This window comes from Kitasatospora sp. NPDC101108 (assembly GCF_055584725.1).
The window spans coordinates 1-16,837 of sequence record NZ_JBVJLM010000007.1 but is presented as its reverse complement, the minus strand read 5'-3'; the positions used below and the strand labels follow the sequence as shown (position 1 = coordinate 16,837).

General features: G+C 73.3%; 10 protein-coding genes. 5 read left to right on the top strand and 5 right to left on the bottom strand.

The genetic code is table 11. The annotated features are described in order from the left end of the window. Positions 1-4: 4 nt before the first annotated feature. From ACZ6Z8_RS17300 to ACZ6Z8_RS17280, 5 genes are read right to left on the bottom strand one after another with little or no spacing between them, the layout of a single operon-like run. On the bottom strand, positions 5-5,449 hold the full coding sequence (locus ACZ6Z8_RS17300; RefSeq protein ID WP_465610580.1) for an SAV_2336 N-terminal domain-related protein: 5,445 nt from the start codon (positions 5,447-5,449) through the stop codon (positions 5-7). A gap of 11 nt (positions 5,450-5,460) precedes the next feature. After that, positions 5,461-6,624, bottom strand: a complete 1,164-nt coding sequence (locus ACZ6Z8_RS17295) for an AAA family ATPase (protein WP_465610578.1) — start codon at positions 6,622-6,624, stop codon at positions 5,461-5,463. Between the two features lie 5 nt (positions 6,625-6,629). Then, positions 6,630-8,159, bottom strand: coding sequence for a VMAP-C domain-containing protein (locus ACZ6Z8_RS17290; RefSeq protein WP_465610577.1), 1,530 nt, complete (start codon positions 8,157-8,159; stop codon positions 6,630-6,632). Further along, positions 8,159-9,199: a trypsin-like peptidase domain-containing protein gene (locus ACZ6Z8_RS17285; protein ID WP_465610575.1), complete on the bottom strand. Its 1,041-nt coding sequence runs from the start codon at positions 9,197-9,199 to the stop codon at positions 8,159-8,161. Before ACZ6Z8_RS17285 ends, ACZ6Z8_RS17290 begins: the two co-directional genes overlap by 1 nt. Continuing rightward, positions 9,196-9,618: a CU044_2847 family protein gene (locus ACZ6Z8_RS17280; RefSeq protein WP_465610573.1), complete on the bottom strand. Its 423-nt coding sequence runs from the start codon at positions 9,616-9,618 to the stop codon at positions 9,196-9,198. The genes ACZ6Z8_RS17285 and ACZ6Z8_RS17280 overlap by 4 nt, the downstream gene beginning before the upstream one ends. Positions 9,619-9,998: 380 nt before the next feature. Between ACZ6Z8_RS17280 and ACZ6Z8_RS17275 the strand changes: the two genes are divergently transcribed. The 5 genes from ACZ6Z8_RS17275 (at position 9,999) to ACZ6Z8_RS17255 (ending at position 16,650) form a co-directional block, all read left to right on the top strand. Beyond that, a complete protein-coding gene (locus tag ACZ6Z8_RS17275) occupies positions 9,999-11,276 on the top strand; it encodes an extracellular solute-binding protein (protein ID WP_465610571.1) in 1,278 nt (425 codons plus the stop codon). A gap of 11 nt (positions 11,277-11,287) precedes the next feature. After that, positions 11,288-12,190 carry a carbohydrate ABC transporter permease gene (locus ACZ6Z8_RS17270; protein ID WP_465610569.1) on the top strand — a complete coding sequence of 301 codons (903 nt, stop codon included), beginning with the start codon at positions 11,288-11,290 and terminating at the stop codon, positions 12,188-12,190. Next, positions 12,187-13,023 carry a carbohydrate ABC transporter permease gene (locus tag ACZ6Z8_RS17265; protein WP_465610567.1) on the top strand — a complete coding sequence of 279 codons (837 nt, stop codon included), beginning with the start codon at positions 12,187-12,189 and terminating at the stop codon, positions 13,021-13,023. The genes ACZ6Z8_RS17270 and ACZ6Z8_RS17265 overlap by 4 nt, the downstream gene beginning before the upstream one ends. A 45-nt stretch (positions 13,024-13,068) precedes the next feature. Next, entirely contained in the window at positions 13,069-15,729 is a 2,661-nt protein-coding gene (locus tag ACZ6Z8_RS17260) for a glycoside hydrolase family 31 protein (RefSeq protein ID WP_465610565.1), read from the top strand. A 171-nt stretch (positions 15,730-15,900) separates the two neighbouring features. Next, positions 15,901-16,650, top strand: coding sequence for a hypothetical protein (locus ACZ6Z8_RS17255; protein WP_465610563.1), 750 nt, complete (start codon positions 15,901-15,903; stop codon positions 16,648-16,650). Positions 16,651-16,837 lie beyond the last annotated feature (187 nt).

The following is a 16,837-nucleotide window of genomic DNA, read 5'->3' as shown; positions in this document are numbered from 1 at the left end:
CCGGTCATCCGCCGATTCGGGTGGGGAGCCAGCCGGTCTGGATCAGTGTCCCGGACGGATCGTTCGGGGTCACCCGGATTCCCCGGCCCGGGAGGAAGGAGCGGGGCGCCGCAAGACCCAGCAGGGGGCCTTCCTCTCCGTCGCCGGAGAGCAGCACGCCGTGGGCCCCGAGGATGCACACCGTGCGGAGGAACGGCTCGGTCGAGCCGGCCCGGCCGGTGCCCTCCGCGCGGCGGGCGACGATGACGCGCAGGCCCAGTTCCCGGGCCTGCGGGAGGAATTCGGCGAGGGATGACAGCGGGTCCTCGCCGTCGGCGGCGAGGAGTTCGTAGTCGTCCACGATGAGGAAGACGTCCTTGTGGCGCCGCCGGCCCGGTGCGCTCTGCTGGGCCTCCGGCGTACGGCTGGTGGCGGCGACGCGCAGGATCCGCGCCATGGTCTCCAGAAGCGGTGTGCTCGACGCGTAGTGGATGAGGTACTCGGACGGCACCTCGTCGAGCAGCGTGCGGCGGAAGTCGGCGACCAGGAAGCCCACTTGGTCCGCGGTGTACCGCTCGGTGAGCTGCTTGACCAGCAGCCGGAGCAGCGCGGTCTTCCCGGACCCTTCCTCGCCGAACACGGCGAACAGCGGGTCGGCGTCGAAGTCGACGAAGACGGGGGCCTGTCGGGCCGCGTCCACCCCGATCGCCACGCCCCGGAGCGCGTCGCCGCGCGGGAGCTGGTCGGCGTCGACGACGGCGGGCGCGGCGGAGCCGCCCGGCGGCACGATGAGCGCCTCGGCCCAGCCGGGCCTGCGGAGTTGGAGGTCGTCCGCCTGGATCATCCGGTGGATCCTCGCCACCACCCGGCCCGGCTCGACGCCGAACTCCTCCCGCAGCCGCGCCCCGAGGCGGCTGTAGACCTCCAGCGCCTCGGTCTGCTGCCCGCAGCGGTGGAGGGCGAGCATCAGCAGCGCGCACAACCGCTCATCCGAAGGGCTCTCGGCGACCTGCAGTTCGAGTTCCGTCAGGAGCTCCCGGTGCCGCCCGAGCGCCAGCCCGGTGGCGTACAGGTCATCGGTGGCCGCCATCCGCCGCTCGTTGAGCCGGGTGCGCTCCCGGGAGGCGTACGGTCCCGGAACGCCGTCCAGCGCGGGGCCCTCCCAGAGGTCGAGCGCGGACCGCACCAGCGTGTGGGCCGCCAGCATGTCGCCGGCCCTCTCCGCCTGTACGGCAGCGGCGAGCTGCTCCTCGAAGACGGTCACGTCGACCGAGCCCGGGTCGACCGTCAGCCGGTAGCCGTCCCTCACCAGGTGCACGGTCTCGGCCGCGCCGCTCGGCTGTGAGCGATCGTCCAGAACCGACCGCAGCCGCAGGACGTGGGTGCGCAGCGCGCCCTCCGCCTGGGGCGGCGGCTGATCACCCCAGACCGCGTGGACCAGGCTCGCCGTCGGGACGGGCTCCGGGGCGTGCAGGAGCAGGGCTGCGAGGACCGCCCGCTCCTCGGCCGAAAGGACGGACAGCGGCTGCTCGTCCCGCCAGACCCGCAGCGGTCCGAGCAGGGTGAACCTGACCGGGGGTTCCGCAGTCCGGTCGGGCTGCCGCAGGGCGCCCGAGCCGGCGATCCGTCGGGCGACCTCGGCGGCGGAGGACGGCCGTCGGCGCGGGTCCGGGTGCAGCAGGTCGAGGACGAGCCCGTGCAGGGCCTCGGGCATGCCCATCTCGTGGAGCACGCCGCCCAGGGCGTGGAGGTCACCGGCCGGGACGACCGGGACGGCCGGCCCGCCGAGGTGGATCCCGAAGTCGCAGAGGGCCGGGCTGCCGTCCGGGCGGACGAGGATGTTGGCCGGCTCGATCCGGCCGTGGGCGAGCCCCTGGCCGTGGAGGTACTCCAGCGCCCCGGCCACGCCGTGGGCGATCGCCGCGGCCTCGGGCGGGGGCAGCGGTCCCGCGTCGAGCAGGCTCCGCAGGTCGGGTCCGTCGACGAACTCGTGGACCAGGTAGAGGTGTTCGGCGTCGGCACCGGCACTGTGGCAGGCGACCAGGCCCGGGTGGTCGAGTTCGGCGAGCCGTGCGGCCTGCGCCAGGAACTCGTTCGCGTCCAGGGGGACCGCGAGGCGGTCCCTCGCGACGGTCTTGACGACGACGGTCACGCCGTCCCGCTCGTCCCTGGCCCGCCACACCTCGCTCTGCCGTCCCTGGGCGATCCGCTCGACCAGGCGGAAGCGCCCTGCGACCGTGCGGGGTTCGGCCTCCTGGTGCACGCCGCCGCGCAGACCGTTCGCCAGCTCCCAGATGTGGACCTGGCCGTCGTGGTCCCCGATCGAGGCGATGACGCAGTGGTCCTCGTCGCTGGCGATGCCGACGATCGTCCTCGCCAGATCGGGGTCGATCCCGTCGCTGCTGACGAAGTCGGGACTGTCGGGAGTGTCGGGCCGCCAGCGCCGCACCGTGCCGGTCTGGTCGACACCGACCAGGGCGGTCTGCCCGTCCAGGTGGGGCACGGAGGTCAGCGCCCAGGCGCGGTAGCCACCGGCGATGCCCGGCAGTTCCACCTCGACTGCGTTCTGGACGTCCCAGAGGCTCATGCGGCCCTGGAGGTCGGAGATCCAGAGGTACTGTCTCCCGTCCGAATGGGTGTGGGCGGCCATCGCCACCGGCTCGAACGGGAGGCCGCTCTGGCTGTCGGTGAGGGAGCCGTCCTCCGCGTCCCAGAACTGGAGCACGCCGTCGACGTCCGCGGTGCAGAGGACGAACCGGTCGTCGCCGAGGGCGGCCATCGCGACGACGTCGGAGGTCACGTCGAGAAGCAGCGAGCTCCGGAACTTCAGCCCGTCCACCGCGTCGATGAAGTGGACCAGGCCGTCCACACCGTAGACGGCGAGATCGCTGCGCCCGTCCGGCCCGGGCACTGCCGCCAGGGCCACTGCCCGGCAGGGCAGGCGGAAGCTCTTCGAGTCGTTCGCCGCATCGGCCTTCGGGGGCAGGACCAGGGCGGCCAGCTGGGCGTCGAGCTGCCAGGTCGCCAGTTCGTCCGGGCGCCGGGGCATCCGGTCGAGCAGGGCCTCGAACTCCTGGGTGTGCTCGATCCGTTGGTAGTCCTCGCCGAGGCGGTGGCGGATCTCCTCGCGCAGCTCGGCCTCGGTGAGGAAGCCGAGGGTGATGGTCGTCGCGTCGGCGGGCAGGCGCATTCCCTCGCGCGAGTTGACGGTGACGATCAGGCAACCGGAGTCGGAGGCGGCCGGTTGGGCGGTCAGGTCACGGTGGATCAACATCCCCGGCCGCAGGGCGTCCATGACGACCAGCCAGTTCGGGTGGTCCCCGAGAACCTCGTTCATCGGGGTGCCGCGGTCCACCCCGAGGGCGGCCCGTAGCCGCCCGAGGCCGACCTCCATCGCATCGGGGGTCCGCCCGTCGATCCAGTGGACGAAGGAATGGCGGTCGCCGTGGCGCCGGATGTACTCCTGGACGAGCCGGCGCCTCCCCATCCCCGGAGCGGCATCGATCACCACCACGCGGGCCTGCCCGTCCGGTGCGCACGCCTGCTCAAGCCGGTGGAGTTCGTCGTGCCGCCCGATCATCCGCGGCGGGTCCGGCGGGCTCACGACGGGCGGAGCCGGGGTGAGCAGCTCCCTCCGGACCGGCGGGCCGCCGCTGCCCAGCGTACGTCCCAAGTGCCGTGCGAGCGAAGCGTGTTGACCGCCCGCCCCCGCCAGCACCCGCGCCGCGACCTCCGCGAAGGGCCGGCTGCGGTCCGGCAGTCGGTGCCGCCCCTCCCCCGCCGAGGCCGCCAGCGCGCGGAAGTCGAGCGTCCCGCCGAACGTCGCCGCGACCCGCCCCGAGACCTTGGCGAGCACCTGGTCCAGCACCCGTACCGATTCCGTCCGGGTGAGTTCCCCGAGCAGTTCCTCCCGTACGTCGTCGACGAAGTCGTACACCACCTCGTCCGGGTCGGCGGCCTTCGCCCGTACCTCGATCAGCCCGGACAGGAACAGCTCCGCCAGCTCCCGCTGCCCCGACCGCGGCACGGTCGCCCGCTGGACCAGCCGCATCACCGGCAGGCTCAGCGGCGCCGCCGCCAGGTGGCAGGCGAGCCGGTACGCGTGCGGGGAGCTGCCGGCCCGGAAGGCGGCGACCCGGTCGGCGGCGGTGCGCGGGGCGGAGGCCCGGGCGCGCGGGCGCTGAGGGCGGGGGACCCCGCTGAGCGGTGCGGCGAGCAGGGGCGTCCAGCCGGCCGTGCGGCCCGCGGTGAGGTCGGCCCAGGGGGCGAGCCAGTCGGCGTCGATCTCCAGCACCGGCAGCCAGCGCACCGAGGCCCTGGCCGCGGCTCCGGCCCTGCCGCGGGGGATGCCGGGCAGGGCGGTGTCGGTGCGCAGGACCGGGGCGGGCCGGCCGGGGGTGGCGGCCCGGGCCTCGACCGGGGCGGCCCGCAGGGCGGTACGGTGCCAGAGGCGGCGGGGCAGCACCTGGAGGGCGGCGGCCGGACCGGTGGTGGCGGCGCGGGCGAGGAACGGCACCAGTTCGTCGCCGTACCAGGCGGGTCCGACGCCGTCGGTGAGGACGAGCAGGATGCGGCGCCCGTGCGGGTCGGCGAGCGGGCGGGACCAGTTGCGGTCCGGGTCGGCGGGCGGTGGGGTGGCGGTGCGACGACGCCGGAAGGGGGTGAGGTGCGGGGTGTCCCGGTCGGTGTCGAGGGACCAGGTGCGCACCTCCTCGAAGGCGCCGTGGCGTTCCAGCAGGGTGGCGAGTTCACCGGCGAGGTCGTGCCAGACGGCCATGGTGGCGCCGGTGTCGACCAGAAGGTCGACGGCGTACCGGGGCTTGGCCCGGTGCCAGACGGGCAGCAGCACACCGGCTTCGGCGGTCGCCGCCGCCGTGGCCTCCTCGTCGAGGTGCAACGGCCGGTGGCCGACCGGGCGTTGGGCCAGCGGGCGGCGCAGCGGGCGCAGGGCGCGGGCGATGGCCAGGGCGCCGGGCAGGGCGGTGGGCCGGGTGACCTGGACGACCTCGGCGCCGCGGGGGACGGGCTCGGGCCGCTCGGTGCCGGAGGGCGCGCAGCGGGGGTGGAGTTCGACCGTGGGCTCGGGCTGCGGGGGCGTGGGGGCGGGCGGTCCGGGGGCGGGCGGTCCGTCGCGCTCGGTGCGCTGGTGCGGCAGGACGGGGTCGGGTTCCGGGGGCACCGGCGATTGCGGGGCCGGCGGCCGTTCGGTGGACGGCTCGGGCGGGCCGTCGGTCACGGGCGCGAGGCCGGCCAGCCGGGCGATCCACAGCACGTCGGCGAGGTCCTGCGGGTCCGGCTGCCCGCCCTCGGGGGCGACGAGCGCGGCCAGCACCCGGCGCAGCACGGACCGCGCCGCGGCGTCCGTCCCCGCGGCGTCCGTACCCGCGACGTCCGTCCCCGTACCGGACTCGCCGGCCGCTCGGGACTCCCCCGCCGTCCCGAACCCTCCGCCCGTACCGAACGCGCCCACCGGCCGCCGCCTCAGCTCTCGTTGAGCGGGCGCAGCAGGACGTCGTGGATGACGTCGCGCCCGGGTCCGCTGCCCCACAGGCCGCGTTCGGCCATCAGCAGGGCGTTGAGCAGCTGGTCGTTGGCAAGTTCGGCACCGTCCTCGCGCTGGCGGCGCAGGAACTCGGTGATGAGCTCGGCGCGCCGGAGGCCGTCCTCCGACCGGTCCGCGCCGAGGTGGGCGGCGACCATCGCGGCCAGCCGTTCCTCGGTGGGCGGCTGGATCTCCAGGCGGACGCAGCGGCGCAGCAGCGCCGAGGGGAACTCCCGCTCGCCGTTGCTGGTGAGGACGACCAGCGGGAAGTGGGCGCAGCGCACGTGGCCGCCGCGCACGGTGGCCCGCCGGCCGGGGTCGGCGATGGCGACCTCCTGGGGGCCGGGGCCGAGGCGCTGGAGTTCGGGGATCTCGAACTCGCCCTCCTCGAAGACGTTCAGGAGGTCGTTGGGCAGGTCGATGTCGCTCTTGTCGATCTCGTCGATGAGGACGACCCGGGGTGTGCGCCAGGGCAGCAGCGCGGTGCCGAGCGGGCCGAGGCGCAGGAACTGGCCGATGGCGGGCGGCTGCCGGTCGCCGGCCGGGTCGCCGTCGTGCCGGGGGGCGCGCAGCCCGGCCTCGTGGAGGCGGCCGATGGCGTCGTAGGTGTAGAGGCCGTCGCGCAGGGTGGAGCGGCTGCTGACGGACCAGCGGAGGACCGGGCCGAGGCCGAGTTCGTGGGCGACGGCGTAGGCGAGGGTGGACTTGCCGACGCCGGGCTTGCCGGTGATCAGCAGCGGGCGGCGCAGGTGCAGGGCCAGGTTGACGAGGTGGATCTCGCGTTCGTCGGCCTGGTAGGCGGTGGCCTGCCGGGTGCGGCCGAGCCTGCGGGCGGTGGGGCCGGTGGCGTCGTCGGCCGGGGGCGGCGGCAGTTCCTCCTCGCTGTCGACCCAGTCGCCGAAGGAGCGCCAGGCCGGGGCCGGCGGGAGGGCGGCGATGCCGTCGTGGGGCACGCCGGTGCCCCGGTAGATCCACCAGTTCTCGGGCATCGTTACCGCCTGCTCCTCGTGATTACGGTCGTCGAAGTCACTGCGCTCGTCGAAGTCGTAGCGCTCGTCGAAGTCACTGCGCTCGTCGGGGTCGTCGGGGTCGTTCGGAACCATTCGCCTCACACCATCCCGGGAAACCCGGCGTCCTGGTCCGGGTCCACGCAGTTCGGGTCGTCCCAGAACAGGGTGATGCCGTCCTGGCTCTCCGCCGCCCGGGTCACCTTGCGGTGCCGGTGGACGGCCTCCGGCAGGTGGGCCAGCGAGCGGGGGCGGTCGCGGCGCAGGGCCTCGACCAGGTCCGTCGGGGCGCCGGGGGTGCGGCGCCACAGCATGGCCGGGACGCCGTCGAACACCATGGCGTCGAGCACGGCCGTGCGCACCCGGGGGTCGAGTTCGTCGTACGGGGTGTCGAGGCCGAGGCAGGCCAGGGTGGGCCGGCCGTCGAGCCAGCCGGGCAGGTCGGCGGCCCGTTCGGGGTGCAGGGGCGGCCAGCCGATCCGGTCGACGGCCTCGCACTCCATCGTCTCGGCGAACAGGTGCTCCCACCGTTCGTACCAGTCGGGTGTCTGCAGCCACGGGTTGATGTAGCGGTCCAGGGAGCGGACCACGACGGGGTGCAGCAGTCCGAGCCGGTACCCGCCGGGGGTCGGGGACCAGAGTTCGGCGCTGTGGCCGAGCAGTGCCTTGGGCAGCAGGAACTCGATCCGCACCGGGCTGCGCTTGCTCCTGGCCATCTCGGTGAGCAGCGCCTGCCAGCCGGCCAGTCGGGCGCTGCCTTCGGTGACCAGGTCCTCCTTGGCGAGGGAGTCGCCGGCGACCAGGTCGTCGAGGCGTTCGATCGGGCCGCCGGCCAGGGGCTGGCGGTAGTAGGCGGCCCGCAGGTGGTAGCGGCTCGCCTCGATGTGCTCCGGGGTCTCCGGGTCCAGCCGGATCTGCACGATGAGACGGCCGGCCGCCTCCTCCCGGGGGGCCGGACGGGCGACCGTGAGGCTGGTCAACAACAACCGGATCTCGGCGAGTTGGGGATGCCGGAGGGCGAGCTCGGGGTCCCGCACCAGGCCGTCCAGGAAGGTCAGTGCGTAGCCGGGGTCGGGGCCGCCGAAGTGGTCCAGCAGCCGGCCGAGGAGCTCCGGCAGGGTCGTCCGCCCGTCGATCCGGTTCCGGCCGGGGGCGCGCGGCGGCACGTGCACGAGGAGCCGCTCGGGGCCCGGCGCGGGCGTGAGCGCGCGCAGCAGGCCGATGACGCGCAGCAGGACGGCGGTGGGCAGGCCGGTCTCGGCGGTCAGGGCCAGCACGGCCAGCTCCAGCCAGGGCAGGGCGCCGTCGTACGGGTCGTGGTCCCGGAGCGCCTCGCCGAGCGAGCGGAGCACGGCCCGGGGGTCGCGGGCGCAGCGGATGCTGCGCAGGATCTCCCGGACGTGCTCGCGCGCGGTGTCGGCCTCCTTGACGTCCAGGTGGAACAGCCGGGAGGACGGGCTGCGGCCCATCGTCTCCAGGACGCCCTGGCGGAACTCCCGTCGGGAGATCCCCTGGAAGTCGAACAGGATCTCGGCCAGCAGGCCTTCGGCCGCCTCGAACGGGGTCGCGGCGGCAGCCCCCGGCTCGACGGCGGTCCGCAGCGACCAGCCGCCGTACGCCCCTGCGCCCATCACCCCTGCCCGCTCCCCCTGCCGTCGGCCACCGCACCGCCCGCCGTCGCACCGTTCGCCACCGCACCGTTCGCCGTCGCACCGCCCGTCACCCGTTCCACCAGGGACCGGAGCCGCTCCAACGCGCCGTCGTCCGGGGCGAGTTCCTCCAGCGCCGTGTACAGCGCGCGCAGGGCCGCCGCCGCGTCGCGGTGGTGGCGGCAGCGGCGCACGATGCGGAACAGGTGGTCGCGGCGGTCGGAGCGCTCCTCGACCTCGAAGGAGTGCGGCAGGCCGAGGTGTTCGCCCATCCGCTCCAGCAGGTCGAAGCGCCCGTCGGCCCGCGCGGTGTACCGGACGGCCATCAGCGCCGTCACCAACTCGGCGTCGCCGGGCGGCGGCTCAGGCGCCGGGCCGAGCCCGGCGGCCGGATCGAGCCCGGGGGCCGGGGCCGCCGGGCCGAGGAAGGCGAGCAGGGCGGCGAGCGGGACGTACCAGCCGCCCAGGTCCTGCTTGTACGAGCGGCTGCCCTTGAGCACGCCGCGCACCAGCCCGTCCGGACCGACCAGCATGCTGCCGCTGAAGCCGGGCTGGACGAAGCCGCTCACCCGGACGAACTCCCCTGATCGGCCCACCACTTGGAGCGCGACCGTGTCGGCGTTGGCGCCCGGGGAGGGAGTGGCCTCGGAGTGGCCGAGGGCGGTCAGCCAGCTGCCCGGCTCGGCCTCGCCGTCCGCCAACGGGGCGACCGGGTGGCCGGTGGCGGCCGCCGCCGGGACGTCGAGCAGCGCGAGGTCGGGGAACGCCTCGAACGAGCCGTTGCCCACGGTCCCGGGCTCGGCCCGGACGGCGCCGGGCAGCACCGGACAGCCGGCCGACCCGGTCCGGACGACCAGGCCCTCGGCCACGCCGCGCCGGTCGAGCACGACGTGCGCGCAGGTGACCACCAGCCCCGGGGCGACCAGGAAACCGCTGCCCCGGAAGCCGCTCGCCACCTCGATCCGCACGGCGCAGCGGTGCAGCGCCTCGGCGCGGGCCCGATCGAGGAGCGGGCCGGTCACTCCGAAACAGCAGGGTCGGCCGCCGTGCCGTTGCCCCGCTCGCGCCGGGCCGCGAGGTCCCAGGAGAGCTTGACGGTCAGCCCCGCCTCGCTCCCGGCCTCCGCGATGATGCCGAGCAACTGCCCGGACTTCACGGCCAGTTTGAGCCCGAACTCGACCTCGAACGAGTCCGGCGCCCCGGATCCGCCCTGGGCGATCGTCTCCGCCGCCCAGCGTCCGATGCCCTGCACCGTGCCGCGCACCTGGTCCAGCGACAGCGCGACCGCGGAGCCGACCCGGGCGGCCCGGTCCCGCAGCGCCACGTCCCCGAACTCGTCCTCGTCGCCGGCCGTCTCGAAGCCGACCTCACCGATGACCTCGGCCCGCACCGTGGTGCCGTCCCCCAGGTCGATCGTCTGCACCGTCACGTCCCCGGCCACGCCGTTCCCCTCCCACACGTCCGCCCCTGCTGCGCGCGCCACAATACCGCGGCGTCCGGGCCACCCACCGTTACGGGGCCGGACATCCGAGGCACTCCCCAGGACTCCAGAGGGACCCTCAAGGACTCCTGAGGGCTTCCGAGTTGCCACCTGCGGCCGAGCGGGTTCCCGGGCGTCCGGTGCGCCCGGGGGCTTTGAGCGTTTCTGCGCAGAGCGCCTCCCGGCAGGCCTCGAACGTGGCGCATCCTTGCTCAATACTGCGCTCACGATTGACATGAACCGCCCGAAGCACCAAGCTGCTCTTTCGAAACTGCTCAAAACCAGCATTCTTCAAGCATCTTGGATCATCCGATCAAGCGCGCACGAAGGCGGTAACTGCGGTGGACAAACGTGTGCTGGCCCTCGTCTCGGCGTGCGCCCTCGGCGCGCTCGCCCTCACCTCCTGCGGCAGCGGCGGCAGTGGTGGCGGCGGGACCGACGCGGACGGCAAGGTGACCCTGAAGCTGGTCGCCGCGGACTACGGCGACAAGGAGTCCAACAGCTCGAAGGCCTACTGGAACAAGGTCGCCACCGCCTTCACCGCGGCCCACCCGGACATCAAGGTCGACGTCCGGGTGGTGAACTGGAACGACATCGACAAGCAGGTCAAGACGATGATCCAGAGCGGCAACGTGCCGGACGTCCTGCAGACCGGCGGCTACGCCGACAAGGTCGCCGACGACCTGCTGTACACCGCGGAGGACGTGCTGTCGCCCGGCACCCGGGCCGATCTGATCGACAGCTTCGCCCGGGCCGGACAGGTCAAGGGCGTGCAGTACGGCATACCGTTCGTCTCCTCGGCCCGCGCCCTGTTCTACAACAAGGCCTTGTTCCAGCAGGCCGGCATCACCCAACCCCCCACCAGCTGGGAGGAGTTGCGCAAGGACGCCGAACAGCTCAAGGCCAGGGTGCCGGGCGTCACCCCGTACGCGCTGCCGCTCGGCCCGGAGGAGGCCCAGGGCGAGAGCATGATCTGGGAGCTCGGCAGCGGCGGTGGGCCCACCGGCAAGGACGGCGCCTACACCCTGAACAGCCAGGCGAACATCGACACCTTCCGCTGGCTCAGGTCCGACCTGGTGGACCCGGGGCTGACCTACGCCAACCCCGCCACCACCGACCGCAAGACCGCGTTCGCCGACTTCGCGGCCGGCAAGGCGGCCATGCTCAACGGCCACCCCTCGCTGATCCGGATGGCCCAGGACGGCAAGGTCGACTACGGCGTCGCCCCGATCCCCGGCAAGGCCGGGCCGCTCACGTCCACCCTCGGCGTCGCCGACTGGATGATGGCCTTCAAGAAGAACGGCCACCGCGACCAGATCAGGAAGTTCCTCGACTTCGCCTACGCCAAGGACAACCAGCTCGCCTTCGACGAGACCTACAATCTGATGCCGGTCACCCAGAGCGTGCTGCACGAGATGACCGGCAGCGGCAGGCACAAGGACCTCGAACCCTTCTTCGCCCTGCTGCCGAACGCCGTGTTCTACCCGCTCGGCGACACCACCTGGGACGCGGTCTCCGCCGAGCTCAAGAAGTCCGTCGGCAGCGCCGTCTCGGGCGACCCGGCCAAGGTGCTGGGCGACCTGCAGAAGAAGGCCCAGGACGCCGTCGCGAACAAGTGACGGCCGAACCGATGGTGACCTCCGAATCCCCCGTGCGGAAGGGCCGCCGGCCGGGCCGGTTCGGCCCGCTGCCGTGGATCGCCCCGGCCGTGCTGCTGATCCTCGCCGTCGTGCTGTGGCCGGTCTACGAGATGGTCCGCACCTCGTTCCTGCGGGTCAGCACCAGCGGCTTCGTCCGCGGCTCCGCCGGGCTGGACAAGTACCGCAAGCTCTTCGGCGAGGCCGACCTCGGCCACGTGCTGCTCGCCACCGTCGCCTGGACCGCCGCCGTGGTCGCCCTCACGATGCTGCTCTCACTCGGCCTGGCCCAGCTGTTCGACCAGCGCTTCCCCGGGCGGCGTTACGCCCGCTGGGCGCTGATCGCCCCGTGGGCGGCCTCGGTCCTGATGACGGCGATCGGCTTCCGCTGGATGCTCGACCGGACGGCGGGCGTGCTCAACACCGCGCTGACCGACCTCGGCCTGGTCGACGGCCCCCGGGACTGGCTCGGCGACCCCTCGACCGCCTGGCCCTGGATGGTGTTCGTCGCGGTCTTCGTCTCCCTGCCCTTCACCACCTACACCCTGCTGGCCGGCCTCCAGACCGTCCCCGCCGAGGTGTACGAGGCGGCCAGGGTGGACGGCGCCTCGCCCTGGCAGGCCTACCGGCGGATCACCCTGCCGCTGCTGCGCCCGGCCTTCCTGGTCGGCCTGGTGATCAACCTGATCAACGTCTTCAACTCCTTCCCCGTCATCTGGGGGATGACCCAGGGCGGCCCGAGCAGCGACACCGCGACCAGCACGGTGTTCATGTACCAGCTGAAGGACACCGACATCGGGGAGTCGGCGGCGATGTCGGTGGTCAACTTCGCCCTCGTGGTGCTCATGGTCCTGGCCTTCCTCAAGGTCAGCCGCTGGAACCAGGAGGAGAGTTGACGAAGCTCCGGCAGCGCCGGATCGCACCGCGCACCCTGGCCCTCGCGGGGGCGGCCTGGCTGCTGGCGGCGGTCTTCCTGTTCCCGTACCTGGAGATGGTCGTCACCGCGCTGCGCCCGGCCGACGAGCTGCGCGACGCGACCTACCTGCCGCGGCACTTCGCCTGGTCCAACCTCACCGGCGTCTGGCGCGACTCGGCCCTGGGCGGCAACCTGCGGGTCACCCTGCTGGTCGCCGGCGGCTCCACCCTGCTGGCGCTGCTGGTCGCGCTGCCCGCCGCGTACTGCACCGCCCGGGTCCGCTACCGGGGCCGTCGGCTGTTCCTGCTGCTGGTCCTGGTCACCCAGATGTTCCAGCCGACCTCCCTGCTGGTGGGCCTCTACCGCGAGTTCTACCAGCTGGACATGCTCAACTCGGTCTGGACGCTGATCCTCTGCAACGCCGCCTTCAACCTGGCCTTCGCCGTCTGGATCCTCACGGCGTACATCTCCTCGATCCCCGTGGAGCTGGAGGAGGCCGCGATGCTGGACGGCCTCGGCCGGCTCGGGGCGCTGCGCCGGGTGGTGCTGCCGCTGGCCCTGCCGGGCGTGGTCACCGCGGTGATCTTCACCTTCATCTCCGCCTGGAACGAGTTCGTGATGGGCCTGACCCTGTCCACCGACCCGGGCAGCCAGCCGCTCACCGTCGGCATCAACAGCTTCATCGGCAACTACACCGTCCAGTGGAACTACTTGTTCGCCGGCTCGGTCGTCGCGATCGTCCCGGTGGTGGTGCTGTTCGCCCTGATCGAGCGGCACGTGGTCTCCGGACTGACCGCCGGATCGGTCAAGTAACCCTCCGAGCCGCCAGATTGATCCAAGAGTCGACAGGAGACCCCCGTGCGCCTGCTCCGACCCCACCTCCGGAGGGCCGCCCTCGCGGCGGCCCTCACCAGCATCGCCGCCGTGGCCGGCCCGGTCGTACCGGCCCACGCCGCCGGCCCACCCGCCGCCGTCCTGGACGGCGGCCACCAGGACGTCAGCTGGCAGAGTCCCGCCTACGCCAAGGGCACCCTCGGCGGCGCCACCTCCTGCCCCACCGCCGCCCAGGACCCGGACGGCACGGTCTGCGGCCGCTTCGACCTCACGGTCAACGTCCCCTCCGGCTACTGGGACGACAACCCCGAGGGCGGCGTCCCGATCTCGATCCAGTGGCAGAACCCCACCGACGACTTCGACCTCTACGTCTACGACGCCAACGGCAAGGAGGTCGCCGAGAGCGCCGGCACCGCCGACCCCGAGGCCACCGTCATCCCGAAGGCCTCCGGCACCTACCACGTCCTGGTCGTCCCGTACGACGTCAAGGGCGGCTCCTTCACCGGCCGCGCCTACCTCCCCCGCACCACCGACGCGGGCGACCTCACCTCCTTCGGCGGCGGCGGAGGCAGCTACGACATCTCCGCGGGCACCCTCAGGGCCAAGGTCGACTTCCTCGCCGACGACCAGCTGCGCCTGCGCGCCGCCCCGGACGGCGACATCGCCGACCCGGTGGGCAGCGCCATCATCCGGCAACAGCCCGCGCTCCAGACCCGCACCTCCACCTTCGACGCCGGCGACTACTACGGCATCCGCTCCGGCCACCTGGTGCTGCGGGTCTACAAGCACCCCCTGCGCTTCGGCCTCTACCAGGCGGACGACCGCACCGCCGTCTGGCAGGAGTCCGCCCCGCTGCGCTGGTCCACCAACGGCCTGCGGCAGAGCCTGGCCCGCGGCGCCGACGAGCAGTTCTTCGGCGGCGGCGAGCAGAACGGCAGCTTCTCCCACCGCGACCGGACCGTCCACGTCTCCAACAGCACCGACTGGAACGAGGGCGGCTACAACAACTCCCAGCCGTTCTACGTCTCCACGGCCGGCTACGGCGTCTTCCGCAACACCTTCGCCCCCGGCATCTACGACTTCGGCTCCCCGGTGCGCACCGGGCAGCAGGAACGCCGCCTGGACGCCTACTACTTCACCGGCGACGTCAAGTCCGTCATCGGCGAGTACACCTCGCTGGTCGGCAAGCCCTTCATGCCGCCGGTCTACGGCCTGGAGCCCGGCGACTCCGACTGCTACCTGCACAACGCCAACCGCGGCGAGCGCCACACCACCGACGCCCTCAAGGTCGCCGACGGCTACGTCCAGAACCGGATGCCGCTCGGCTGGATGCTGGTCAACGACGGCTACGGCTGCGGCTACGAGAACCTCCCCCGGACCGGCGAGGGCCTGCGCAAGGACCACGCCCAGCTCGGCCTGTGGACCCAGAACGGCCTGCCCAACCAGGCCGAGGAGGTCAAGGCCGGAGTCCGGGTGCGCAAGCTCGACGTCGCCTGGGTCGGCAACGGCTACGGCTTCGCGCTCAACGCCTGCGACCGGGCGAAGGCCGGCATCGAGGACAACAGCGACGCCCGCGGCTTCGTCTGGCTGCCCGTCTCCTGGGCCGGCGCCCAGCGCTGTGGCGTGCTCTGGAGCGGCGACCAGAGCCTGTCCTGGGACTACATCCGCTGGCAGATCCCCACCTACGCCGGCGCCACCATGTCCGGCATCGCCTACGACACCGGCGACGTCGGCTCGATCTTCCGCCGCGATCCCCAGATGTACACCCGGGACCTCCAGTGGAAGGCCTTCCTGCCGACCATCATGACCATGGACGGCTGGGCCAGGGACATGTCCGGCAAGCAGCAGCGCGACCAGCAGCCCTGGCTGGACGGCGAGCCCTACACCTCGATCAACCGCAAGTACCTGCAGCTCAAGGAACGGCTGCTGCCGTACATGTACACCCTGTCCGCCGAGGCCACCCGCACCGGTATCGGCGCGGTGCGCCCGCTCGCCCTGGAGTACCCGGACGACCCGGCCGCGCTCGGCCCGAACGCCAAGTACGAGTTCCTGGCCGGGCCGGACTTCCTGGTCGCCCCCGTCTACTCCGACACCTCGGTGCGCGACGGCATCTACCTGCCCGAGGGCACCTGGACCGACTACTGGACCGGACGCACCTACCAGGGCCCCACCACGATCAACGGGTACTCCGCCCCGCTCGACACCCTGCCGCTGTTCGTCAAGGGCGGCTCGATCGTACCGATGTGGCCCCAGGGCACGCTGTCCTGGGAGAACCGCGACCGCGGCGAACTCGACTACGACCTCTACCCCCAGGGCGACTCCTCCTACACCCTCTACGAGGACGACGGCGTCACCCGGCAGTACGCGGCGGGCTCCTCGGCCACCCAGCAGGTGGACGTCCACGCCCACGGACCGGTCACCACCGTCCAGATCGGCGCGAGTGAGGGGAGCTACAGCGGCAAGCCCGACGCCCGCTCGTACCGCTTCACGGTGCACGGCCGGTCCGCCCCCAGGACGGTCGTCACCCAGGGCGGCCCGTTGCCCCGGCTGGACTCGGCCGCCGCGCTCGACTCCGCCGCCTCCGGCTGGTACTTCGACCGGGAAGCCGGCGTGACCCACGTCAAGACGGCGCCCGTCCCCACCGACGACGACTTCTCCCTCCACCTGATCCACGGCGGCCACTGACCTCCACCCGCCCCCACGCGGCCCCGTCCCGCCCGGATCGTCCTCGCCGGGCGGGACGGGGCCGGCCGCATCCGCCATCGGTTCCGATTTGTGACGTGACCCTGTCTAGTTCGTCCGCGTCCCTGCGTGATGGGATGTGGTCAACGGGGTCACGAGCGCAGGTGGGGGTACGTGGTGCGGAGTCGACGGCTGCCGGCACTGGACGAGGACGCGGCACACCTGGTCGCGGTGGGAGTGATCCGGCTGGGGGCCCGGGAGTGGCTCGGAGCAACGGGCGTCGCGCCGGGCGGAGCCCCGGACGGGGCAGCGGGTGGGGCGCCGGGCTGGATGGGCGGGACGGGCTGGAGGGGCGGGGCGACCGGTGCAGCGCCGGGCTGGATGGGCGGGCTGCAGGCCGCCTCCTTCGCGGACGCCTGGCTGTCGTTCGGCGACGCACCCGCGCCCGGGCTGCGGTTGCCGGCCTCGGCGGTGCTGCCGAGCGTCGCGGAACTGGCCGCCGAACTGCTCCTGCGCTCCTGCGGGGAGGACGCGCCCACGGCACTGGAGTGGCTCGGGCTGCGCTCGGCCGAGAGCCGCGAGCGGGCGGACCGGGAGGGCCTGGTCCACCCGGCCGAGCCCTGCGCCCTCACCCTGGTGTGGCACGGCGTCCAGGCGCTGACCGCCGGGGACGGGGCGCCGGACCACCGCCGGCGCATCGAGGAACGCGGCGAGGCCTACGTGCGGGAGCGGCACCGCCGCCAGGACACCCTCGCGCTCCTGCTGAGCTGCGCCCGGATCGCCGCGGCCGCGCTGGTGGAACTCAGCGAGGGCGATCCGCAGCGGGTGGACGGGTGGCTGGAGCAGGACGCGGCGCGCGCCATGCCGCGCGGCGGCCCCGTCCCGCTGTGGGTGCCGGGACGGCCCGGACAGCCGGTCGACTGACGGTGCTCGCCGTGCGCCCGGCAGAGCTGCCGGGCCCACGGCCCTACGGGTTCGCGACGCCGGCCCCCGGCTCACCGGCCGATTCATGTTCCGGAAACGCGAAGAACCCCCATCCGGAATCCGGATGGGGGTTCTTCTGAATGATTGTTCGGCGGCGTCCTACTCTCCCACAGGGTCCCCCCTGCAG